Source organism: Variovorax sp. AB1(2024), assembly GCF_037482385.2.
Lineage (GTDB): Bacteria > Pseudomonadota > Gammaproteobacteria > Burkholderiales > Burkholderiaceae_C > Variovorax.
In genome coordinates, this window is sequence record NZ_JBBHKP020000001.1 from 4,728,951 (window position 1) to 4,743,697 (window position 14,747).

General features: G+C 67.8%; 17 protein-coding genes. 7 read left to right on the plus strand and 10 right to left on the minus strand.

What is annotated here, in order from left to right; genetic code table 11:
• The first annotated feature begins 7 nt into the window (after positions 1-7).
• Genes eno through WIX39_RS22025 form a run of 5 tightly spaced genes read left to right on the plus strand, consistent with a single transcriptional unit; the run spans position 8 to position 3,953 of the window.
• Positions 8-1,291, plus strand: coding sequence for a phosphopyruvate hydratase (gene eno, locus WIX39_RS22005; protein ID WP_081267222.1), 1,284 nt, complete (start codon positions 8-10; stop codon positions 1,289-1,291).
• Between the two features lie 19 nt (positions 1,292-1,310).
• Entirely contained in the window at positions 1,311-1,589 is a 279-nt protein-coding gene (gene ftsB / locus WIX39_RS22010; RefSeq protein WP_106933926.1) for a cell division protein FtsB, read from the plus strand.
• Between the two features lie 54 nt (positions 1,590-1,643).
• On the plus strand, positions 1,644-2,273 hold the full coding sequence (gene pnuC, locus WIX39_RS22015; RefSeq protein ID WP_106933925.1) for a nicotinamide riboside transporter PnuC: 630 nt from the start codon (positions 1,644-1,646) through the stop codon (positions 2,271-2,273).
• A complete protein-coding gene (locus tag WIX39_RS22020) occupies positions 2,270-2,941 on the plus strand; it encodes an AAA family ATPase (protein WP_106937394.1) in 672 nt (223 codons plus the stop codon). Before pnuC ends, WIX39_RS22020 begins: the two co-directional genes overlap by 4 nt.
• Positions 2,942-2,978: 37 nt before the next feature.
• Positions 2,979-3,953 (plus strand): hypothetical protein, encoded by a 975-nt coding sequence (locus WIX39_RS22025; RefSeq protein WP_106933924.1) that lies wholly within the window; start codon positions 2,979-2,981, stop codon positions 3,951-3,953.
• A 27-nt stretch (positions 3,954-3,980) separates the two neighbouring features.
• On the opposite strand, the gene WIX39_RS22030 is transcribed toward WIX39_RS22025, so the two are convergent.
• The gene (locus WIX39_RS22030; protein ID WP_106933923.1) at positions 3,981-4,979 is read right to left on the minus strand and encodes an Hsp33 family molecular chaperone HslO; all 999 of its coding nucleotides are present in this window, start codon (positions 4,977-4,979) and stop codon (positions 3,981-3,983) included.
• A 39-nt stretch (positions 4,980-5,018) separates the two neighbouring features.
• Positions 5,019-5,543: a gamma carbonic anhydrase family protein gene (locus WIX39_RS22035; RefSeq protein ID WP_081267227.1), complete on the minus strand. Its 525-nt coding sequence runs from the start codon at positions 5,541-5,543 to the stop codon at positions 5,019-5,021.
• 37 nt (positions 5,544-5,580) lie between these two features.
• On the opposite strand from WIX39_RS22035, the gene WIX39_RS22040 reads away from it, so the two are divergent.
• Complete coding sequence (locus tag WIX39_RS22040) at positions 5,581-6,393, plus strand: ferritin-like domain-containing protein (protein WP_081267228.1); 813 nt, start codon at positions 5,581-5,583, stop codon at positions 6,391-6,393.
• A gap of 74 nt (positions 6,394-6,467) precedes the next feature.
• Here WIX39_RS22040 and WIX39_RS22045 read toward each other — a convergent pair whose 3' ends face one another.
• The 8 genes from WIX39_RS22045 to WIX39_RS22080 form a co-directional block, all read right to left on the minus strand.
• Positions 6,468-6,947 (minus strand): MaoC family dehydratase, encoded by a 480-nt coding sequence (locus tag WIX39_RS22045; protein WP_106933922.1) that lies wholly within the window; start codon positions 6,945-6,947, stop codon positions 6,468-6,470.
• 39 nt (positions 6,948-6,986) lie between these two features.
• On the minus strand, positions 6,987-8,120 hold the full coding sequence (locus WIX39_RS22050; RefSeq protein WP_106933921.1) for a thiolase family protein: 1,134 nt from the start codon (positions 8,118-8,120) through the stop codon (positions 6,987-6,989).
• Between the two features lie 94 nt (positions 8,121-8,214).
• Positions 8,215-8,802: a TetR/AcrR family transcriptional regulator gene (locus WIX39_RS22055; protein WP_106933920.1), complete on the minus strand. Its 588-nt coding sequence runs from the start codon at positions 8,800-8,802 to the stop codon at positions 8,215-8,217.
• Positions 8,803-8,876: 74 nt separating this feature from the next.
• The gene (locus tag WIX39_RS22060; RefSeq protein WP_106933919.1) at positions 8,877-9,869 is read right to left on the minus strand and encodes a Bug family tripartite tricarboxylate transporter substrate binding protein; all 993 of its coding nucleotides are present in this window, start codon (positions 9,867-9,869) and stop codon (positions 8,877-8,879) included.
• 34 nt (positions 9,870-9,903) lie between these two features.
• Complete coding sequence (locus WIX39_RS22065; RefSeq protein ID WP_409195841.1) at positions 9,904-10,884, minus strand: Bug family tripartite tricarboxylate transporter substrate binding protein; 981 nt, start codon at positions 10,882-10,884, stop codon at positions 9,904-9,906.
• Positions 10,881-11,666: a DUF72 domain-containing protein gene (locus WIX39_RS22070; RefSeq protein ID WP_106933917.1), complete on the minus strand. Its 786-nt coding sequence runs from the start codon at positions 11,664-11,666 to the stop codon at positions 10,881-10,883. The genes WIX39_RS22065 and WIX39_RS22070 overlap by 4 nt, the downstream gene beginning before the upstream one ends.
• A complete protein-coding gene (gene xerD / locus WIX39_RS22075; RefSeq protein ID WP_409195842.1) occupies positions 11,641-12,552 on the minus strand; it encodes a site-specific tyrosine recombinase XerD in 912 nt (303 codons plus the stop codon). Before xerD ends, WIX39_RS22070 begins: the two co-directional genes overlap by 26 nt.
• A gap of 76 nt (positions 12,553-12,628) precedes the next feature.
• Positions 12,629-13,603, minus strand: coding sequence for a tripartite tricarboxylate transporter substrate binding protein BugE (locus WIX39_RS22080; protein ID WP_106933916.1), 975 nt, complete (start codon positions 13,601-13,603; stop codon positions 12,629-12,631).
• A 117-nt stretch (positions 13,604-13,720) separates the two neighbouring features.
• Here WIX39_RS22080 and WIX39_RS22085 point away from each other — a divergent pair, with 117 nt between their 5' ends.
• Positions 13,721-14,626, plus strand: coding sequence for an AEC family transporter (locus WIX39_RS22085; RefSeq protein WP_081267237.1), 906 nt, complete (start codon positions 13,721-13,723; stop codon positions 14,624-14,626).
• Positions 14,627-14,747: the final 121 nt, after the last annotated feature.

Here is a 14,747-nt window from a genome sequence, read left to right on the forward strand (position 1 = left end):
ACAAAAGATGAGTGCAATCGTTGACATCGTCGGCCGCGAAATTCTCGACAGCCGAGGCAACCCCACCGTCGAGTGCGACGTGCTGCTGGAGTCGGGCACCATGGGCCGTGCGGCCGTGCCCTCGGGCGCGTCGACCGGTTCGCGCGAAGCCATCGAGCTGCGCGACGGCGACAAGAGCCGCTACCTGGGCAAGGGCGTGCTCAAGGCCGTGGAGAACATCAACACCGAGATCTCGGAAGCCGTGCTCGGCCTGGACGCCAGCGAACAGGCCTTCCTCGATCGCACGATGATCGACCTGGACGGCACCGACAACAAGGGCCGCCTGGGCGCCAACGCCACCCTCGCCGTGTCGATGGCCGTGGCCCGCGCCGCGGCCGAAGAGTCCGGTCTGCCGCTGTACCGCTACTTCGGCGGCATGGGCGGCATGCAGCTGCCGGTGCCGATGATGAACGTCATCAACGGCGGCGCGCATGCCAACAACAGCCTCGACCTGCAGGAGTTCATGATCATCCCCGTGGGCGCCAAGAGCTTCCGCGAGGCCGTGCGCTACGGCGCCGAGGTGTTCCATGCACTGAAGAAGATCCTGGGCGACCGCGGCATCAGCACGGCCGTGGGCGACGAAGGCGGCTTCGCCCCCAGCGTCGAGAGCCATGAAGCGGCCATCCAGCTGATCCTGGAAGCCATCGACAAGGCCGGCTACACGGCGGGCGAGCAGATCGCCCTGGGCCTGGACTGCGCGGCCAGCGAGTTCTACAAGGACGGCAAGTACGTGCTGTCGGGCGAAAACCTCTCGCTCACGTCCGAAAGCTGGACCGACATGCTCGCGACCTGGGTCGACAAGTACCCGATCATCAGCATCGAAGACGGCATGCACGAAGGCGACTGGGACGGCTGGAAGCACCTGACCGAACGCCTGGGCAAGCGCGTGCAGCTGGTGGGCGACGACCTGTTCGTCACCAACACCAAGATCCTGCAAGAGGGCATCGACAAGGGCATCGCCAACTCGATCCTCATCAAGATCAACCAGATCGGCACGCTGACCGAGACCTTCGCCGCCATCGAGATGGCCAAGCGCGCGGGCTACACGGCCGTGATCTCGCACCGTTCGGGCGAAACCGAAGACAGCACCATCGCCGATATCGCGGTGGGCACCAACGCCGGCCAGATCAAGACCGGCTCGCTGTCGCGCTCGGACCGCATCGCCAAGTACAACCAGCTGCTGCGCATCGAAGAAGACCTTGGCGACATCGCCGTGTACCCGGGCCGCGGCGCGTTCTACAACCTGAAGTAACGCACTGGACGCCCCGCGCATGCGCGCCCGACTCGTTCCACCGATCATCCTGCTGCTTCTGCTGGGCGTCCTGCAGTGGCAGCTGTGGAACGGGCGCGGCAGCGTGCGCGACGTGGCGCAGCTGCGGACCAAGCTGGCCGACCAGAAGGAAGCCAACGCCAAGGCCGCGCTGAACAACGAGCGCCTGACCTCGGAGGTCAACGACCTCAAGGAAGGCCTCGAAATGGTCGAGGAACGCGCGCGGGCGGAACTCGGCATGGTGAAGCCGAACGAAGTGTTCGTCCAGATCGCGCACTAAGATGACCCCCAGTCTTCGCGCACTTCGTGTCGGTGCCCTCTGGGGGCGAATCTGATCCTTGAGCTTCTCTCGGCCCCTGCATTCCTGCTCTGGGGCTCTCCCGTCAGCTGGCTCGAACTTGTCGCCGCGCTCCTCGCGCTCGCCATGGTCGGGTGCAACATGCGCGAGATCCACTGGGGATGGCCGCTGGCCATCGTCAGTTCGCTGCTCTATGTGGCCGTCTTCGCCAAGGCGCGCATCTACGGCGACGCCTCGCTCCAGGTCTTTTTCGCTTTCGTCGCCCTGTGGGGCTGGGCCCAGTGGCTGCGCGGCCACCGGGCGGACGGGAGCGCCCTGCATGTCAGCCGGCTTTCGCCGCGCGGCATTGCCCTCGCGCTGGCCGCCTGCGCCTTGGCGTGGCCGGCCGTCGCCCTCTTCCTGCGCCGCTTCACCGACACCGACGTGCCCTGGTGGGACGGCTTCGCCACCGGGCTGAGCCTGGTCGGGCAGTTCCTGCTCGGGCGCAAGTTCATCGAGAACTGGCTGGTCTGGCTGGCGGTGAACGTGGTCAGCGTGGGCCTGTTCATCCACAAGGGCCTTTGGCTCACGGTCGGGCTGTACGCGGTGTTCGCCGCGCTCAGCGTGGCCGGTTACCTGGCATGGCGGCAGCGCCTGCCGCAAGCGGCACAGGCGGCACGCGCATGACGCCCACCCTGCCGACCGGCTGCGTCATCGCGCTGCTGGGCGCCGAAAGCACCGGCAAGACCGAGCTGGCGCGCGCCATCGCGCAGCGCCTGCGGGACCGCGGAACCCCGGTAACGCTCGTTGGCGAATACCTGCGCGAATGGTGCGAGCGCGAAGGCCGCACGCCGCGCCCCGACGAACAGCAGGCCATCGCCGACGAACAGACCCGCCGCATCGGCGTCGCCGCCGCGTCGGGCGTTGTGGTGGCCGACACCACCGCGCTCATGACGGCGGTCTACAGCGAACAGCTGTTCGCCGACACCTCGCTCTACGAAGGCGCCCTGGCCGCGCAGCGGCGCTATGCCATCACGCTGCTCACCGCGCTCGACCTGCCCTGGGTGGCCGACGACATGCGCGACGGCCCGCATGCGCAGCAGCCGACCGACACGCTGGTGCGCGCCGCGCTCATCGGCGCCAGGCTCTCGTTCGCCGTGGTGCATGGCAGCGGCGGCGAGCGCTTTGCCAACGCCTGGAACGCGATCAACTCGATCGCGGGCAACGAAGGCCGCACGCGCGCACGCGGCCGGCTCGAAGCCAAGCCCTCCTCGTGGTCATGGCCTTGCGAGAAATGCTCCGACCCGGAATGCGAACATAAGCTCTTCAGCGACCTGATCGCGCGCCGCGAGTAACCCAGCGGCGCGCACCATCCCCTTCACCGGAGACCCGATGCCCCTTTCGACAGCCGCGCGCCTCGCCCCTGCCACCACATTCATCGCCCTGCTGCTGGCCGCCGGCCATGCCGCTGCCGCCCCCGTCGCGGCCACGATAGAGAACGGCACCACGACCACCGCCTGCGCCGAGGAAGACAACGTCTCCCTCACCCTGCGCGGCGACGGCATCCGCCACATGCGCATCGAGGCGCTGCAGCCCGACTATCTCGACAAGATCGGCAACGACGTCACGGCGCCCGACTTCTCGGGCTGCAACTTCGACGGCGGCGCCCACCCCACCGACCCCGCGCACCGCTTCAAGAAGCGCACCGTGGTGCTGCTGGACAACGCCGAGTGGCGCATCGTCGGCATGACGCTGCCGACCTTCTGGCGCCCGCAGAGCGTGCCCGTGACCGTGGGCAAGCGCAGCGACCGTGGCTTCCATCTGCTGCAGGTGTTCAGGAAGGAGAACGGCAAGGCGCTCGAGGCCATCGTGCTCTATCCGTCGGACGGCTACTGGCGGCTCAAGCCGCTGCCGGACCCGCGCTTCGGCGACGGCGTGTACGGCTCTTCGTTCCTGCTCGGGCCGGTGGAGGCGGCCGCGCGGCCGGTGGTGAGCATCGCGTCGATCCGCATCGTGCCGAAGCCGCTGGCGATCCACGTGCGCTTTGCGAACGGCGGCAGCGCGGTGGCGCGTGTCGACGAAATCAGCCGCACGCGCACCGCGCTCGACGTCACCCTGTCGAAGCCGACGGTGAATGCGCAGCCCTTCGCGGTGCTGCGCTCGATGTACGTGACGCCGGACAACGCCGACGTGAGCGAAGTGCGCTGGCAGGCCGCGCCGCAAGCCGCGCAGCAGGTGCTGCCGCTGCCAGAGGTCAAGAGCCTGCAGGCCACGCAGGTGCGCTTCGGCCGAAGCCTGCCGTCGAAGCACAACACGAGCGCGCCGGACATTTCGTTCGGCGGCTTCGACAGCAGCGAAGCGCGCTGAGTCCGCGAGCGCGCTTCGACAGGCTGCCTACTGGACGACCGGGCTGCCCGGAATCTGGTCCGTCGGCGGCCTGAAGATCTGCGCGGTGTCGACCGCGTCGAAGCGGTACTGCTTGCCGCAGAAGTCGCAGCCCACCTCGATGTCGCCGCGCTCGGCGAGGATGCTCTCGGCCTCCTCCACGCCCAGGCCGCGGATCATCTGCGCCACGCGCTCGCGCCCGCAGGTGCAGGCGAAGTGCGGGCCCAGCAGGCCGGCCTGCGGCTCGAAGCGCAGCAGCCTCTCTTCCCAGAAAAGGCGGCGAAGAATGGTCTCGATGTCGAGCGTGAGCAATTCGTCGCGCGTCAGGCTGGAGGCGAGGATCGAGATGCGGTTGTAGTCCTCGTTCAGGCCGATCTGGTCTTCGTTGGCCTGGTCGTGGTCCTTGCTGGAAGTGCCTTCGAGGTTGCCCTCGCCCTTCACGGGCAGGCGCTGGATCAAGAGGCCCGCGGCCACCTTGTCGTCGGCCGCGAGCACCAGGGTGGTGTCGAGCTGCTCGCTCTGCAGCATGTAGTGCTGCAGCACGTCGCTGAGCTTGCCGAGCTTTTCGCCGTTGTCGTCGAACAGCGGTACCACGCCCTGGTAGGGCGTCGTGCCCGGCAGCTTGTCCTTGGGGTCGAGCGTGATGGCGCAGCGGCCCTTGTTGTTCACGTTGACCATGTCGGGCAGCCGCGCGTCGGCCGGCAGCTCGCCGATCACCTTGGCGGTGGCGCGCAGGCTCAGGTCGGGCCTGGCCTCGGCCACGGCCACCTTGACCGGGCCGTCGCCGAAGATCTGCAGGATCAGCGCGCCGTTGAACTTGATGTTGGCCTGCATCAGCGTGGCGGCGGCCGTCATTTCGCCGAGCAGTTCGGCCACGGGCGGCGGGTAGGCGCCGGTGGCGGTGTTGGAGGCGCGCCGCGCAAGGATCTCCTGCCACGCATCTGTCAGGCGCACGATCATGCCGCGCACCGGCAGGCCATCGAACAGGAATTTGTGCAGCTCGCTCAAAACGTTTTCTTTCTCTCTGTGTGCCTGCAACCGAACCGGTCAGGCGATCTTCTTGAGGCCCTTCGCGAAGCGATGGGCGTTCTCTACATAGTGCTCGGCGCTCTGGCGCAGCCGGGCGGCCGCGGCGTCATCGAGGGTGCGCACCACCTTGGCCGGCGAGCCGATGATGAGCGAGTTGTCCGGAAACTCCTTGCCCTCGGTCACGACGCTGCCGGCGCCAACGATCGAATTGCGGCCGATCTTCGCGTTATTCAAGACCACGGCCTGGATGCCGATGAGCGAGTTGTCGCCGACGGTGCAGCCGTGCAGCATCACCTGGTGGCCCACGGTGACGTTGTCGCCGATGGTCAGCGGGCAGCCGATGTCGGCATGCAGCACCGACAGGTCCTGGATGTTGCTGTTGCGTCCGATGGTCAGCGTCTCGGTGTCGCCGCGCAGCACCGCGCCGAACCACACGCTCGCGTTGTCGGCCAGCTTGACGTTGCCCATCACCTGCGCGCTGTCGGCCACCCATGCGCCTTCGCCGAGGGTCGGTGCAACGCCGTCCAATTCATAAATCGCCATCGTGGTTGTCTCCGGGGGCAAAACTAGAATTGTAGGGATGCACCCCCGATTGAGCGCGCTGGCCGCGCTGCGCCTCTCCGATCCCGAACAGAAGGTGGCTGCAACGCGCGCCATTTCTCTGCACGGCGCTACCGATTCCATAGCAACCGACCCGATCCGCACACCCGGCGACGACACCGGCGTGCCCGGCCGCCCGGAAAAGCCCGTGCGCGTGGCCGCCACCGCGGTGCAGAAGCGCTCGCCGTTCACGCCCGATGGCCGGGCCGCGCTGATCCATTCGATCTGCCACATCGAGTTCAATGCCATCAACCTCGCACTCGACGCCGTGTGGCGCTACGACGGCATGCCCGAGGCCTACTACCGCGACTGGCTGCGCGTGGCCGACGAAGAAGCGCTGCACTTCACGCTGCTGCACACGCACCTGCAGGACATGGGCTGGCGCTACGGCGACTTTCCGGGCCATGACGGCCTCTGGAACATGTGCGAGAAGACCAAGGACGATGTGCTCGGCCGCATGGCGCTCGTGCCGCGCACGCTGGAGGCGCGCGGGCTGGACGCCACGCCGCTGATCCAGGCCAAGCTCAAGCGGGTGAACACGCCCGATGCGCTGCGGGCGGTCGAGATCCTGGACATCATCCTGCGCGACGAAGTGGGCCATGTGGCCATCGGCAACCACTGGTACCGCTGGCTGTGCGAGCGCGCCGGCATCGACCCCGAGGCCACCTATCCGGCCTTGGTCGCGCGCTACGACGCGCCGCGCCACAAGCCGCCCTTCAATCTCGAGGCGCGCAGCCGGGCCGGCTTCAGCCCCGAAGAACTGCGCGCCCTGGCCGACTCCCGCCCCGAATGACCGAGGCGATCTCGCACCGGCAGGTCGCCTCGCTGGTCGAGGAACTGGGCCTGCGGGTGTTTTGAAACCCCGACTCAGGCCGCCGCCGGCCTGGCGTGCACCACCAGCCTGGGCGTGAAGTGCTGAAGCACATCGCCGCGCTGGTTGAGCGTCTGGCAGCGCATGGTGACCATCGCGCGGCCGGGCTTGGAGCGCGAGGGCACGATATCGACCACCTCGCTCACCACATGCAGCACGTCGCCGGGCCGCGTGGGCTTGGGCCATTGCAGCTCGCCGCCTGAACCGATGATGCCGTCGGCCAGCGGGATGCCGCTTTCGACCAGCAGCTTCATGGTGAGCGCCGCGGTGTGCCAGCCGCTCGCGGCCAGCCCGCCGAAGAAAGTCTTCTTCGCGGCCTCTTCGTCGGTGTGGAAGGGCTGCGGGTCGAACTGCCGCGCGAAGGCCTGGATCTGCGCCACGTCCAGCGCGTGTTCGGTGCTGCGGAAGCGGTCGCCGACGGACAGGTCTTCGAGGTACAGCTTGGGCCTGGCGCCGGTTTCAGGGGTTGCCGTCATCGGTTCTCCTTGGGGTTCGTGGCCGCATTCTCGGACCGTTCAAGCGCGCTCGAGGATCGTCGCGATGCCCTGCCCGCCGCCGATGCATTGCGTGGCCAGCGCATAGCGCCCCTTCTCGCGCACCAGCAGCGACGCGGCCTTGCCGGTGATGCGTGCGCCGGTCGCGCCCAGCGGATGGCCGATGGAGAGGCCGCCACCGTCGAGGTTGATCTTCGCGGGGTCGAGGCCCAGGTCGCGGATGCAGGCCAGCGCCTGCGACGAGAAGGCTTCGTTGATCTCGATCACGTCCAGGTCGGCGGCGCTCAGGCCGGCGCGGGCCAGCGCCTTGCGCGTCGCGGGGATCGGGCCGATGCCCATGACGGCGGGATCGACGCCCACGGTCGCGAACGAGCGGATGCGTGCCAGCGCCTGCAGGCCATGCCTGGCGGCAAACGCATCGCTGGTGACGAGCACCACCGCCGCGCCGTCGGTCAGCGGAGACGAGGTGCCGGCCGTCACCACGCCGTCGGGGCGGAATGCGGGCTTGAGGTTCGCCAGCGCCTCGGCGGAAGTGCTGGGGCGGATGCAGCCGTCGGCATCGACGATGTCGCCCGAGGCCAGCCGCACCGGCACGATCTCGCCCGCCAGCCGGCCCTCCGCGCGTGCGGCGGCGGCCTTGCGGTGCGACTCCACCGCGAAGGCCTCCTGGTCGGCGCGGCTCACGTTCCAGCGCTGCGCCGCGTTCTCGGCGGTTTCGCCCATGGAGATGTAGGCGTCGGTGTCGGCCAGCAGTTCCGGGCTGGGCGAGAAGTTGAAGCCGCCCTGCGGGACCGCCGTCATCGATTCCACGCCCACGCACAGGAACGCGTCGCCCATGCCCGCCTCGATCTGCGCGGCGGCAATGTGCACCGCCTGCATCGACGAGCCGCAGAAGCGGTTCACCGTCATGCCGCCCACCTCGTGCGGCAGGCCGGCCAGCAGACCGACGATGCGCGCGAGGTTGTTGCCCTGCGAGGCCTCCGGGTAGGCGCAGCCCAGGATGATGTCTTCGAGCAGCGCGGGATCGAGGTCGGTGCGCTGCAGCAGGCCCTTCACCACGTCGGCGGCCAGCGTGTCGGGGCGCACCTCGGCCAGCGCGCCTTTCTTCGCGAAGTGAAAGGGAGAACGGGCATAGGCGGAAATGACGGCTTTCATGAATGGCTCCAACAGATGAAACCTACCATCCAATCGGTAGGCTACGAGGTCAAAAAATAGGCACGCCGAGGCGCGCCTGCGTCAGGCCCGGCGCTCAGCCGGGCAATGAACTCCTGAGTTGCGCGATGGCTTCGTCGAACTCGTCCACGCGCCCTGTCATGCGCGCCGACAGCAGCGCACCCTGGCAGGAAGAAAACACGAAAGCCGCCAGCGAAGCGACCGAAACGCCCTTCTTGCGTTCCGGCATCAGCGCACCCAGCACGCCCGTGAGCCACGTCACCTGGGTGCTGCGCAGTTCGCGCACCGCCTCGCGCAGTTCGTCGTTGATGACGTCCCAGCCCGGCGCAAGCGCGCCTGCCGGGCAGATGCCGGAGCCGGCATTCAGCGTGTTGCGGTACATGCGGAAATACGATTCGAGCGCGTCTTTGGGCTCACGCTCGCGGGCGGCATCCCAGTCCTTGAAGCCCTGGGTGGCGGAGCGGATCACCGCGATGCCCAGTGCTTCCTTGCTGGGAAAGTGGTGATAGAGGCTGGCCTTGCGCACGCCGACCGCATCGGCCACGTCCTGGAAGCTGAAGCCCAGGTAGGAACGGGTTTCGATGAAGCCGCGCGCCACCGCGAGGATCTGCTCGCGGGTGCTGCCGGTGGCAAGGGCGGGAACGGCTGCTGTGGCGCTGGTCATCTACCTACTATAAGGTAGGGAGAATCGAACCACAAGCGCAGGTGTCTTCCAGGCGTCAGGTGGTGCGAGGCGGCTCAGTCGGCCTTGATGTTCGCCGCCTTGATGATGCGGCCGTTGCTTTCGAACTCGCTGGCGATTTCCTTCGCAAAGGCTGCAGACGTGCCGCCGGTCGGCACGTTGTCGGTGGCCGTGAGCTTGGCGCGCAGCTCGGGGCTGGCCAGCGCCTTGTTGATCTCGGCGTTGTACCGCGCGACCAGCGCAGCCGGCGTGGCGGCCGGCGCGAACACGCCGAACAGCGAGTTGATGTTGGCCGCCTTGTAGCCCAACTCGCCCAGCGTGGGCACCTGGGGCAGGCTGTCGAGCCGGGCCGGCGCTCCCACGGCCAGCGGGCGCAGCTTGCCCGACTGGATGTGCGACGACAGCGTCGGGCTCGCGTTGGTCGACAGAATCTCGAACTGCCCGCCGATCGCATCGTTGAGCTGCTGACCGCCGCCCTTGTACGGTACGTGCGTGATGTCCACGCCCGCCGCCGCATGCAGTTGCTCCAGCACGATGTGGCCCAGCGACGCCGGGCCGGAAGTGGCCCAGCGCACCGCGCCCGGGTGCGCCTTGGCGTCGTCGATGAGCGCCTTGAAGTCCTTGGCCTTGCTCGCCGGCGTGGCGATCAGCAGCACCGGCGAATACATCACGCTGGCCACGGGCGCCACGTCCTTGAGCGGATCGAAGGGCAGCTTGCCCAGGTGCGGGCTCAGCACCAGCGGACTGATGGCCGAGAAGCCCAGCGTCGCGCCGTCGGGCGCGGCCTTGGCCACCGCGTCCATGCCGATGGCGCCGCTTGCGCCGGCACGGTTGTCCACGATCACCGTGATGCCCATCTGCGCCGCGAGCCGGTCGCCCAGCGCCCGCGCGACCACGTCGCTGACGCCGCCCGCCGGGTAGGCGACGATGAGCCGCACGGTCTTGGGCACGGCCTGCGCGTAGGCGCCAGAAGCGGCGCACAGCGCGGCGGCGGCGAGGAGTCGGGTCGCCGTGCGGCGCGATGGCTTCGAGGAAGCGAGGAAATTCATGGTGTCTGTGGATCGGGTCGTCTGCGTGATTGCGTCAGTCCAGCTGCAGCTTGCGCTCCTTGATCAGCCTGGACCACTTCTCATTGTCCGCCTTCACGAAGGCCGCGAACTCGACCGGGCCCAGCGAATGCACCTCGGCCCCCGCCGTCGCGAACTTGGCCTTGATCTCGGGCTGCGCCAGCGCCTTGGCCAACTCGCCCGAGAGCCGATCGACCACGTCCTTGGGCATGTTCGCCGGCCCCACCAGCCCCTGGAAGCCGACCGACTCCATGCCCGCCAGCCCCAGTTCCTTCACGGTCGGCACGTCGGGCAGCTGCGGGTCTCGCACCGGGCCGGTCACTGCCAACGCCTTGAGCTTGCCGCCCTTCACCTGCGGCAGCAGCACGCTGCCCGCGTCGATGAGGATCTGCGTCTGCCCGCCGATCAGGTCCTGCACGGCCGGCGCGCTGCCCTTGTAGGGCACGTGCGTCATGTCGAGCCCCGTCACCTGGTTCATCAGCTCGCCGTTCAGGTGTGTCGAGGTGCCGTTGCCGCCCGAGGCAAAGTTGACCTTGCCCGGCTGCCCCTTGGCCCACGCCACGAACTCCTTGAGGTTCTTCGCCGGATGGTCGGGCCGCGTCACCGCGATGTAGCTGCCCTGGCTGATCTGCCCGATGTAGGTGAACTGTCTGATCGGGTCGTACGGCGGCTTGCTCTGCAGGTAGGGCGCGATGGCGAAGGGCCCGGTGTTGGCCAGCAGCAGCGTATAGCCGTCGGCGAGCTGACGCGTGAGTTCGGTGGCCGCGATCATGCCACTGGCGCCGGGCTTGTAGTCGACCACCAGTTGCTGCTTGAGCGCCTCCTGCAGCGGCACTTGCACCGTGCGCGCCGCAAAGTCGATGCCACCGCCGGGCGGATAGCCGACGATCAGGCGAATGGGCCTGGCGCCCGGGAAGCCTTGGGCGGCGGCAAGGCCGGTGGCCGCGGCCATTGCAAAGCCAAGGCCCAGGCCGGCGCAGAGTGTTGTGAATTTCATGTTCCGTCTCCTCTTGTTGATCGTTGATTCTCCAGCAGCCGCTGCAGCGCCAGCGCGTTGCCTGTCGCCTCGCCGCCGGCCGTGTTGTCGAACACGCACCAGCACTGCGCGCCTTCTTCTTTCGCGAGCTGCAGCCGCTGCGCGAGCCGCGCAAGCAGGTCGTCGCCGTAGGCCGACCAGTAGCGCCGCGGCGAGCCGTGCAACCGCAGATAGACAAGGCCCGGCCAGCCGCCGGGGGCCGCGGCTTCGTCGAACAGCACCGGGTCCGCGAGCACACGGGCCACTTCGAAAATAGACAGCAGCCCCTCGGCCTGCGGCGTGAACCAGCTGCGATGACGGGGCTCCAGCACCACCGCGCCCGGGTGCCTGCGCCTAAGCGCGCTGAAAAAACCGCGCACCACGCCGGCATCGAACGCCAGGCTCGGCGGCAACTGCACGACCAGCGCACCGAGCTTGTTCCCGAGCCCTCCGACCTGCGCGGCAAATTCTTCGAACGCCGGCATCGCATCGACCAGCCGGCGTTCGTGCGTCACCGCCTTCGGCAGCTTGACCGCGAAGCGGAATCCTTCGGGCGTGCTCGCGGCCCAGCGTTCGTAGGTCTCGCGCCGGTGCGGCCGGTAGAACGAGGTGTCGATCTCGACCGCGTCGAAGCGCTGCGCATAGCGCTCCAGGTGCGAGCCCTCGGGCGGAAACACCGGCCACAGCGCGCGCGGCAGGCTCCATCCGGCGCAGCCGATGCGCCAGGGCTGCACAGGCTCAGCCGCGCGGGTGGTGCTTCGCATGAAGCTGCTTCAGGCGCTCGCGCGCCACATGCGTGTAGATGGTGGTGGTCGAGATGTCCGCATGCCCCAGCAGCAGCTGCACCGCGCGCAGGTCGACCCCGTGGTTCAGCAGGTGCGTGGCAAATGCGTGGCGCAGCGTGTGCGGCGACAGCGGCACGTGAATGCCAGCAGCGGTCGCATGCTTCTTCACGATGATCCAGAACATCACGCGCGTCATGCCCGCCCTGCGCGCCGTGACGAACAGGTCGGGCGTCTGCTGGCCGTCGAGGATCGCGGGGCGCGATTCCTCCAGGTAGCGTTCGATCCAGCGCCGCGCCTCGCCGCCGAAGGGCACCAGCCGCTCCTTGCTTCCCTTGCCCAGCACGCGCAGCACGCCGTCGTTCAGGCTCATGTCGATGGCCTTGAGCGCCACCAGTTCGCTCACGCGCAGGCCGCTCGCATACATGAGCTCCAGCATCGCGCGGTCGCGCAGGCCCAGGGGCGATTCGACATCGGGCGCGGCCAGCAGGTCGTCGACCTGCTTCTCCGACAGCGTCTTGATGGCGCGCGGCATCTGGCGCGCGGGCATGAGACGGATGCTCGGGTCGGCCGTGATGCGCCGCTCGCGCAGCGCCCAGCGGTAGTAGCGCTTGAACACCGTGAGCCGGCGGTTGGCCGACGTTGCCTTGCCCTTGTTGGTGAGCCGCGCGCCCATGTAGGCCTGCAGGTCGGTCTCCCGCGCGGTGGCGAGCGTGGCGCCGCCTTGCTGCTTGCCGAGCCACTGCGCGAACAGCGCGAGGTCGCGGCGGTAGGCGGCGAGCGTGTTCTTCGACAAGCCGTCCTCGAGCCAGAGGGCGTCGATGAAGTCGTCGATATCGGGAGTGGGTGCGGCGGCGGCCTCGGTCATGCGTTGCAAGATAGCAAAAAAGAAAAAGCCGCCCGGGGCGCGGGCGGCTTGCGTCTAAAGAAAGAAAAAACCGGGCTCAGTCGAGCTTCAGGTTCTGCTTCTTCACGACGTCCTTGTAGACCTCGTACTCGGCCTTGATCTGCGCGGCGAACTGCTCGGGCGTATTGGCCACGATCAGCGAGCCCGTGTCCTCGATGCGCTTGCGCACCGCGGGCTCTTCCACCGACTTCTTCACGCCGGCGCTGATCTTCTCGACCACTTCCTTCGGCAGGCCCTTGGGGCCGAGGATGCCGTAGTAGGCCATGCGGTTCACCGGCTCCAGGCCCACTTCCTTGAAGGTCGGCACGTTGGGCAGCGCGGCCAGGCGCTGGGGCGCGGACACCACGATCGGGATCAGCCGGCCGCTGGTGATGAAGGGCATGGCCGAGGGAATGTTGTCGAACATGATCGGCACCTGGCCGGCCACCACGTCGTTCAGCGCCGGGCCCGCGCCACGGTACGGAATGTGCGTGACGAAGGTGTTGGTCAGGCTCTTGTACAGCTCCATCAGCAGGTGGCCGATGCCGCCCGTGCCCGACGAGGCATACGAATACTTGCCGGGGTTCTTCTTCAGCTCGGCCACGAACTCGGCGTAGTTCTTGGCCGGGAAGCTCGGGTTGACGGCGATGATGTTCGGCGTGGCCGCGATGTTGATGATCGGCGTGAAGTCGTTGATCGGGTCGTACGGCGTCTTCGGGTTGATGGCCGGATTGGCCGCCGTGCTCGACACCGTGGCGATGCCGAGCTTGTAGCCGTCGGGCGTGGCGCGTGCCGTCTCGGCCGCACCCACGATGCCGCCGCCACCGGCACGGTTGATCACCACCACCGGCTGGCCCAGCACCTTGCCCAGCGGGTCGGAGATCACGCGCGCCACGATGTCGGTCGTGCCGCCCGGTGCGAAGGGCACGCTCAGCTCGACGGGCTTGCTGGGGTATCCCTGCGCGAAGCTCGGGCCCGCTACCGCGACCAGTGCGGCGGCGCCCACCAGAGCGCTCCATTGACGACGTTGCATCGAAAACTCCTTGACTTGACTTTGATGTCGAAAAAACGAAAGCCCGGATGCTAGCGGCTCACGGCCCGCACCCGTGCTGTGGATTACCCATGGTCCGTCCGGTTTATCCTCGAAGCGGTGAACTACGCGCAGCTGCTCTTCCCCGACTTTTCGCTCATCGCCATCGGCTGGCTCCTGTGCCGCTACACCGCCCTCGACCGCCGCGTGTGGGACCAGGTCGAGAGCCTTGTCTACTACTTTCTTTTTCCTGTGCTGCTGTTCCACTCGATCGTGCGCAGCCCGCTGGACTTCGGCGCCACGTCGAACCTGCTGACAGCGGGCCTGTGCATCGGTGCGGTCGGCATCGGCTTGGCCTACGCCCTGCCCTTCATGCCCGGCATCGGCTCGCATATCGACCGCCGTGACCACGCAGCCAGCGCCCAGGTCGCGTTCCGCTTCAATTCGTTCATCTGCCTCGCGCTGGCAGAGCGGCTGGCCGGGTCCGAAGGCCTGCTGCTCATTGCCGTGCTGATCGGCGTGTGCGTGCCCATCTTCAACATCGCGGCCGTGTGGCCAATGACGCGCCATGCGCAGACCGGCTTCTTGCAGCAGCTGGTGCGCAACCCGCTGATCGTCGCGACAGTCGCGGGGCTGCTGGCCAATGTGCTGGGGATCACCGTGCCGGGCTGGGCCACGCCCACGCTCACGCGCATCGGCGCCGCATCGCTCGCATTGGGGCTGCTGGCCGCGGGTGCGGGCATGAAGTTCTCGACGCTGGGCACGGGCAAGGTGCTGGCGGTGTCGATACTGGGCATACGGCACCTCGTCCTGCCGCTGGTCGCATGGGGGCTGGCTCTGGCGTTGCGGCTCGATGCGATGCAGGCTTCGGTGCTGATGGCTTTTTCCGCGGTGCCGACTGCTTCGAGTGCTTATGTGCTGGCTGCGCGGATGGGATACAACGGGGCTTATGTGGCGGGGTTAGTGACGCTGTCTACGCTGTTGGGGGTGCTCAGCTTGCCGTTTGCCTTGGCGTTGCCTCGGTAGTTGCTTTTCTTTTTGTGTTCCGGGGCCGGGTCTCGGCCCGGCGGCCGACCTACTTTTCTTTGCTTCGCCAAAGAAACGTAGGCAAAAGAAAGGCGACCCTGCTGTCTGCGTCCCTCCGCTT

What these genes read in the sequence shown, in the direction of transcription:
- WIX39_RS22065 (WP_409195841.1), bottom strand. Translation starts at nt 10,884, where the DNA reads ATGAAATTCACAACACTCTGCGCCGGCCTGGGCCTTGGCTTTGCAATG.
- WIX39_RS22055 (WP_106933920.1), bottom strand. Translation starts at nt 8,802, where the DNA reads ATGACCAGCGCCACAGCAGCCGTTCCCGCCCTTGCCACCGGCAGCACC.
- WIX39_RS22040 (WP_081267228.1), top strand. Translation starts at nt 5,581, where the DNA reads ATGCACCCCCGATTGAGCGCGCTGGCCGCGCTGCGCCTCTCCGATCCC.
- WIX39_RS22070 (WP_106933917.1), bottom strand. Translation starts at nt 11,666, where the DNA reads ATGCGAAGCACCACCCGCGCGGCTGAGCCTGTGCAGCCCTGGCGCATC.
- WIX39_RS22060 (WP_106933919.1), bottom strand. Translation starts at nt 9,869, where the DNA reads ATGAATTTCCTCGCTTCCTCGAAGCCATCGCGCCGCACGGCGACCCGA.
- WIX39_RS22025 (WP_106933924.1), top strand. Translation starts at nt 2,979, where the DNA reads ATGCCCCTTTCGACAGCCGCGCGCCTCGCCCCTGCCACCACATTCATC.
- WIX39_RS22050 (WP_106933921.1), bottom strand. Translation starts at nt 8,120, where the DNA reads ATGAAAGCCGTCATTTCCGCCTATGCCCGTTCTCCCTTTCACTTCGCG.
- xerD (WP_409195842.1), bottom strand. Translation starts at nt 12,552, where the DNA reads ATGACCGAGGCCGCCGCCGCACCCACTCCCGATATCGACGACTTCATC.
- ftsB (WP_106933926.1), top strand. Translation starts at nt 1,311, where the DNA reads ATGCGCGCCCGACTCGTTCCACCGATCATCCTGCTGCTTCTGCTGGGC.
- WIX39_RS22035 (WP_081267227.1), bottom strand. Translation starts at nt 5,543, where the DNA reads ATGGCGATTTATGAATTGGACGGCGTTGCACCGACCCTCGGCGAAGGC.
- WIX39_RS22020 (WP_106937394.1), top strand. Translation starts at nt 2,270, where the DNA reads ATGACGCCCACCCTGCCGACCGGCTGCGTCATCGCGCTGCTGGGCGCC.
- WIX39_RS22045 (WP_106933922.1), bottom strand. Translation starts at nt 6,947, where the DNA reads ATGACGGCAACCCCTGAAACCGGCGCCAGGCCCAAGCTGTACCTCGAA.
- eno (WP_081267222.1), top strand. Translation starts at nt 8, where the DNA reads ATGAGTGCAATCGTTGACATCGTCGGCCGCGAAATTCTCGACAGCCGA.
- WIX39_RS22080 (WP_106933916.1), bottom strand. Translation starts at nt 13,603, where the DNA reads ATGCAACGTCGTCAATGGAGCGCTCTGGTGGGCGCCGCCGCACTGGTC.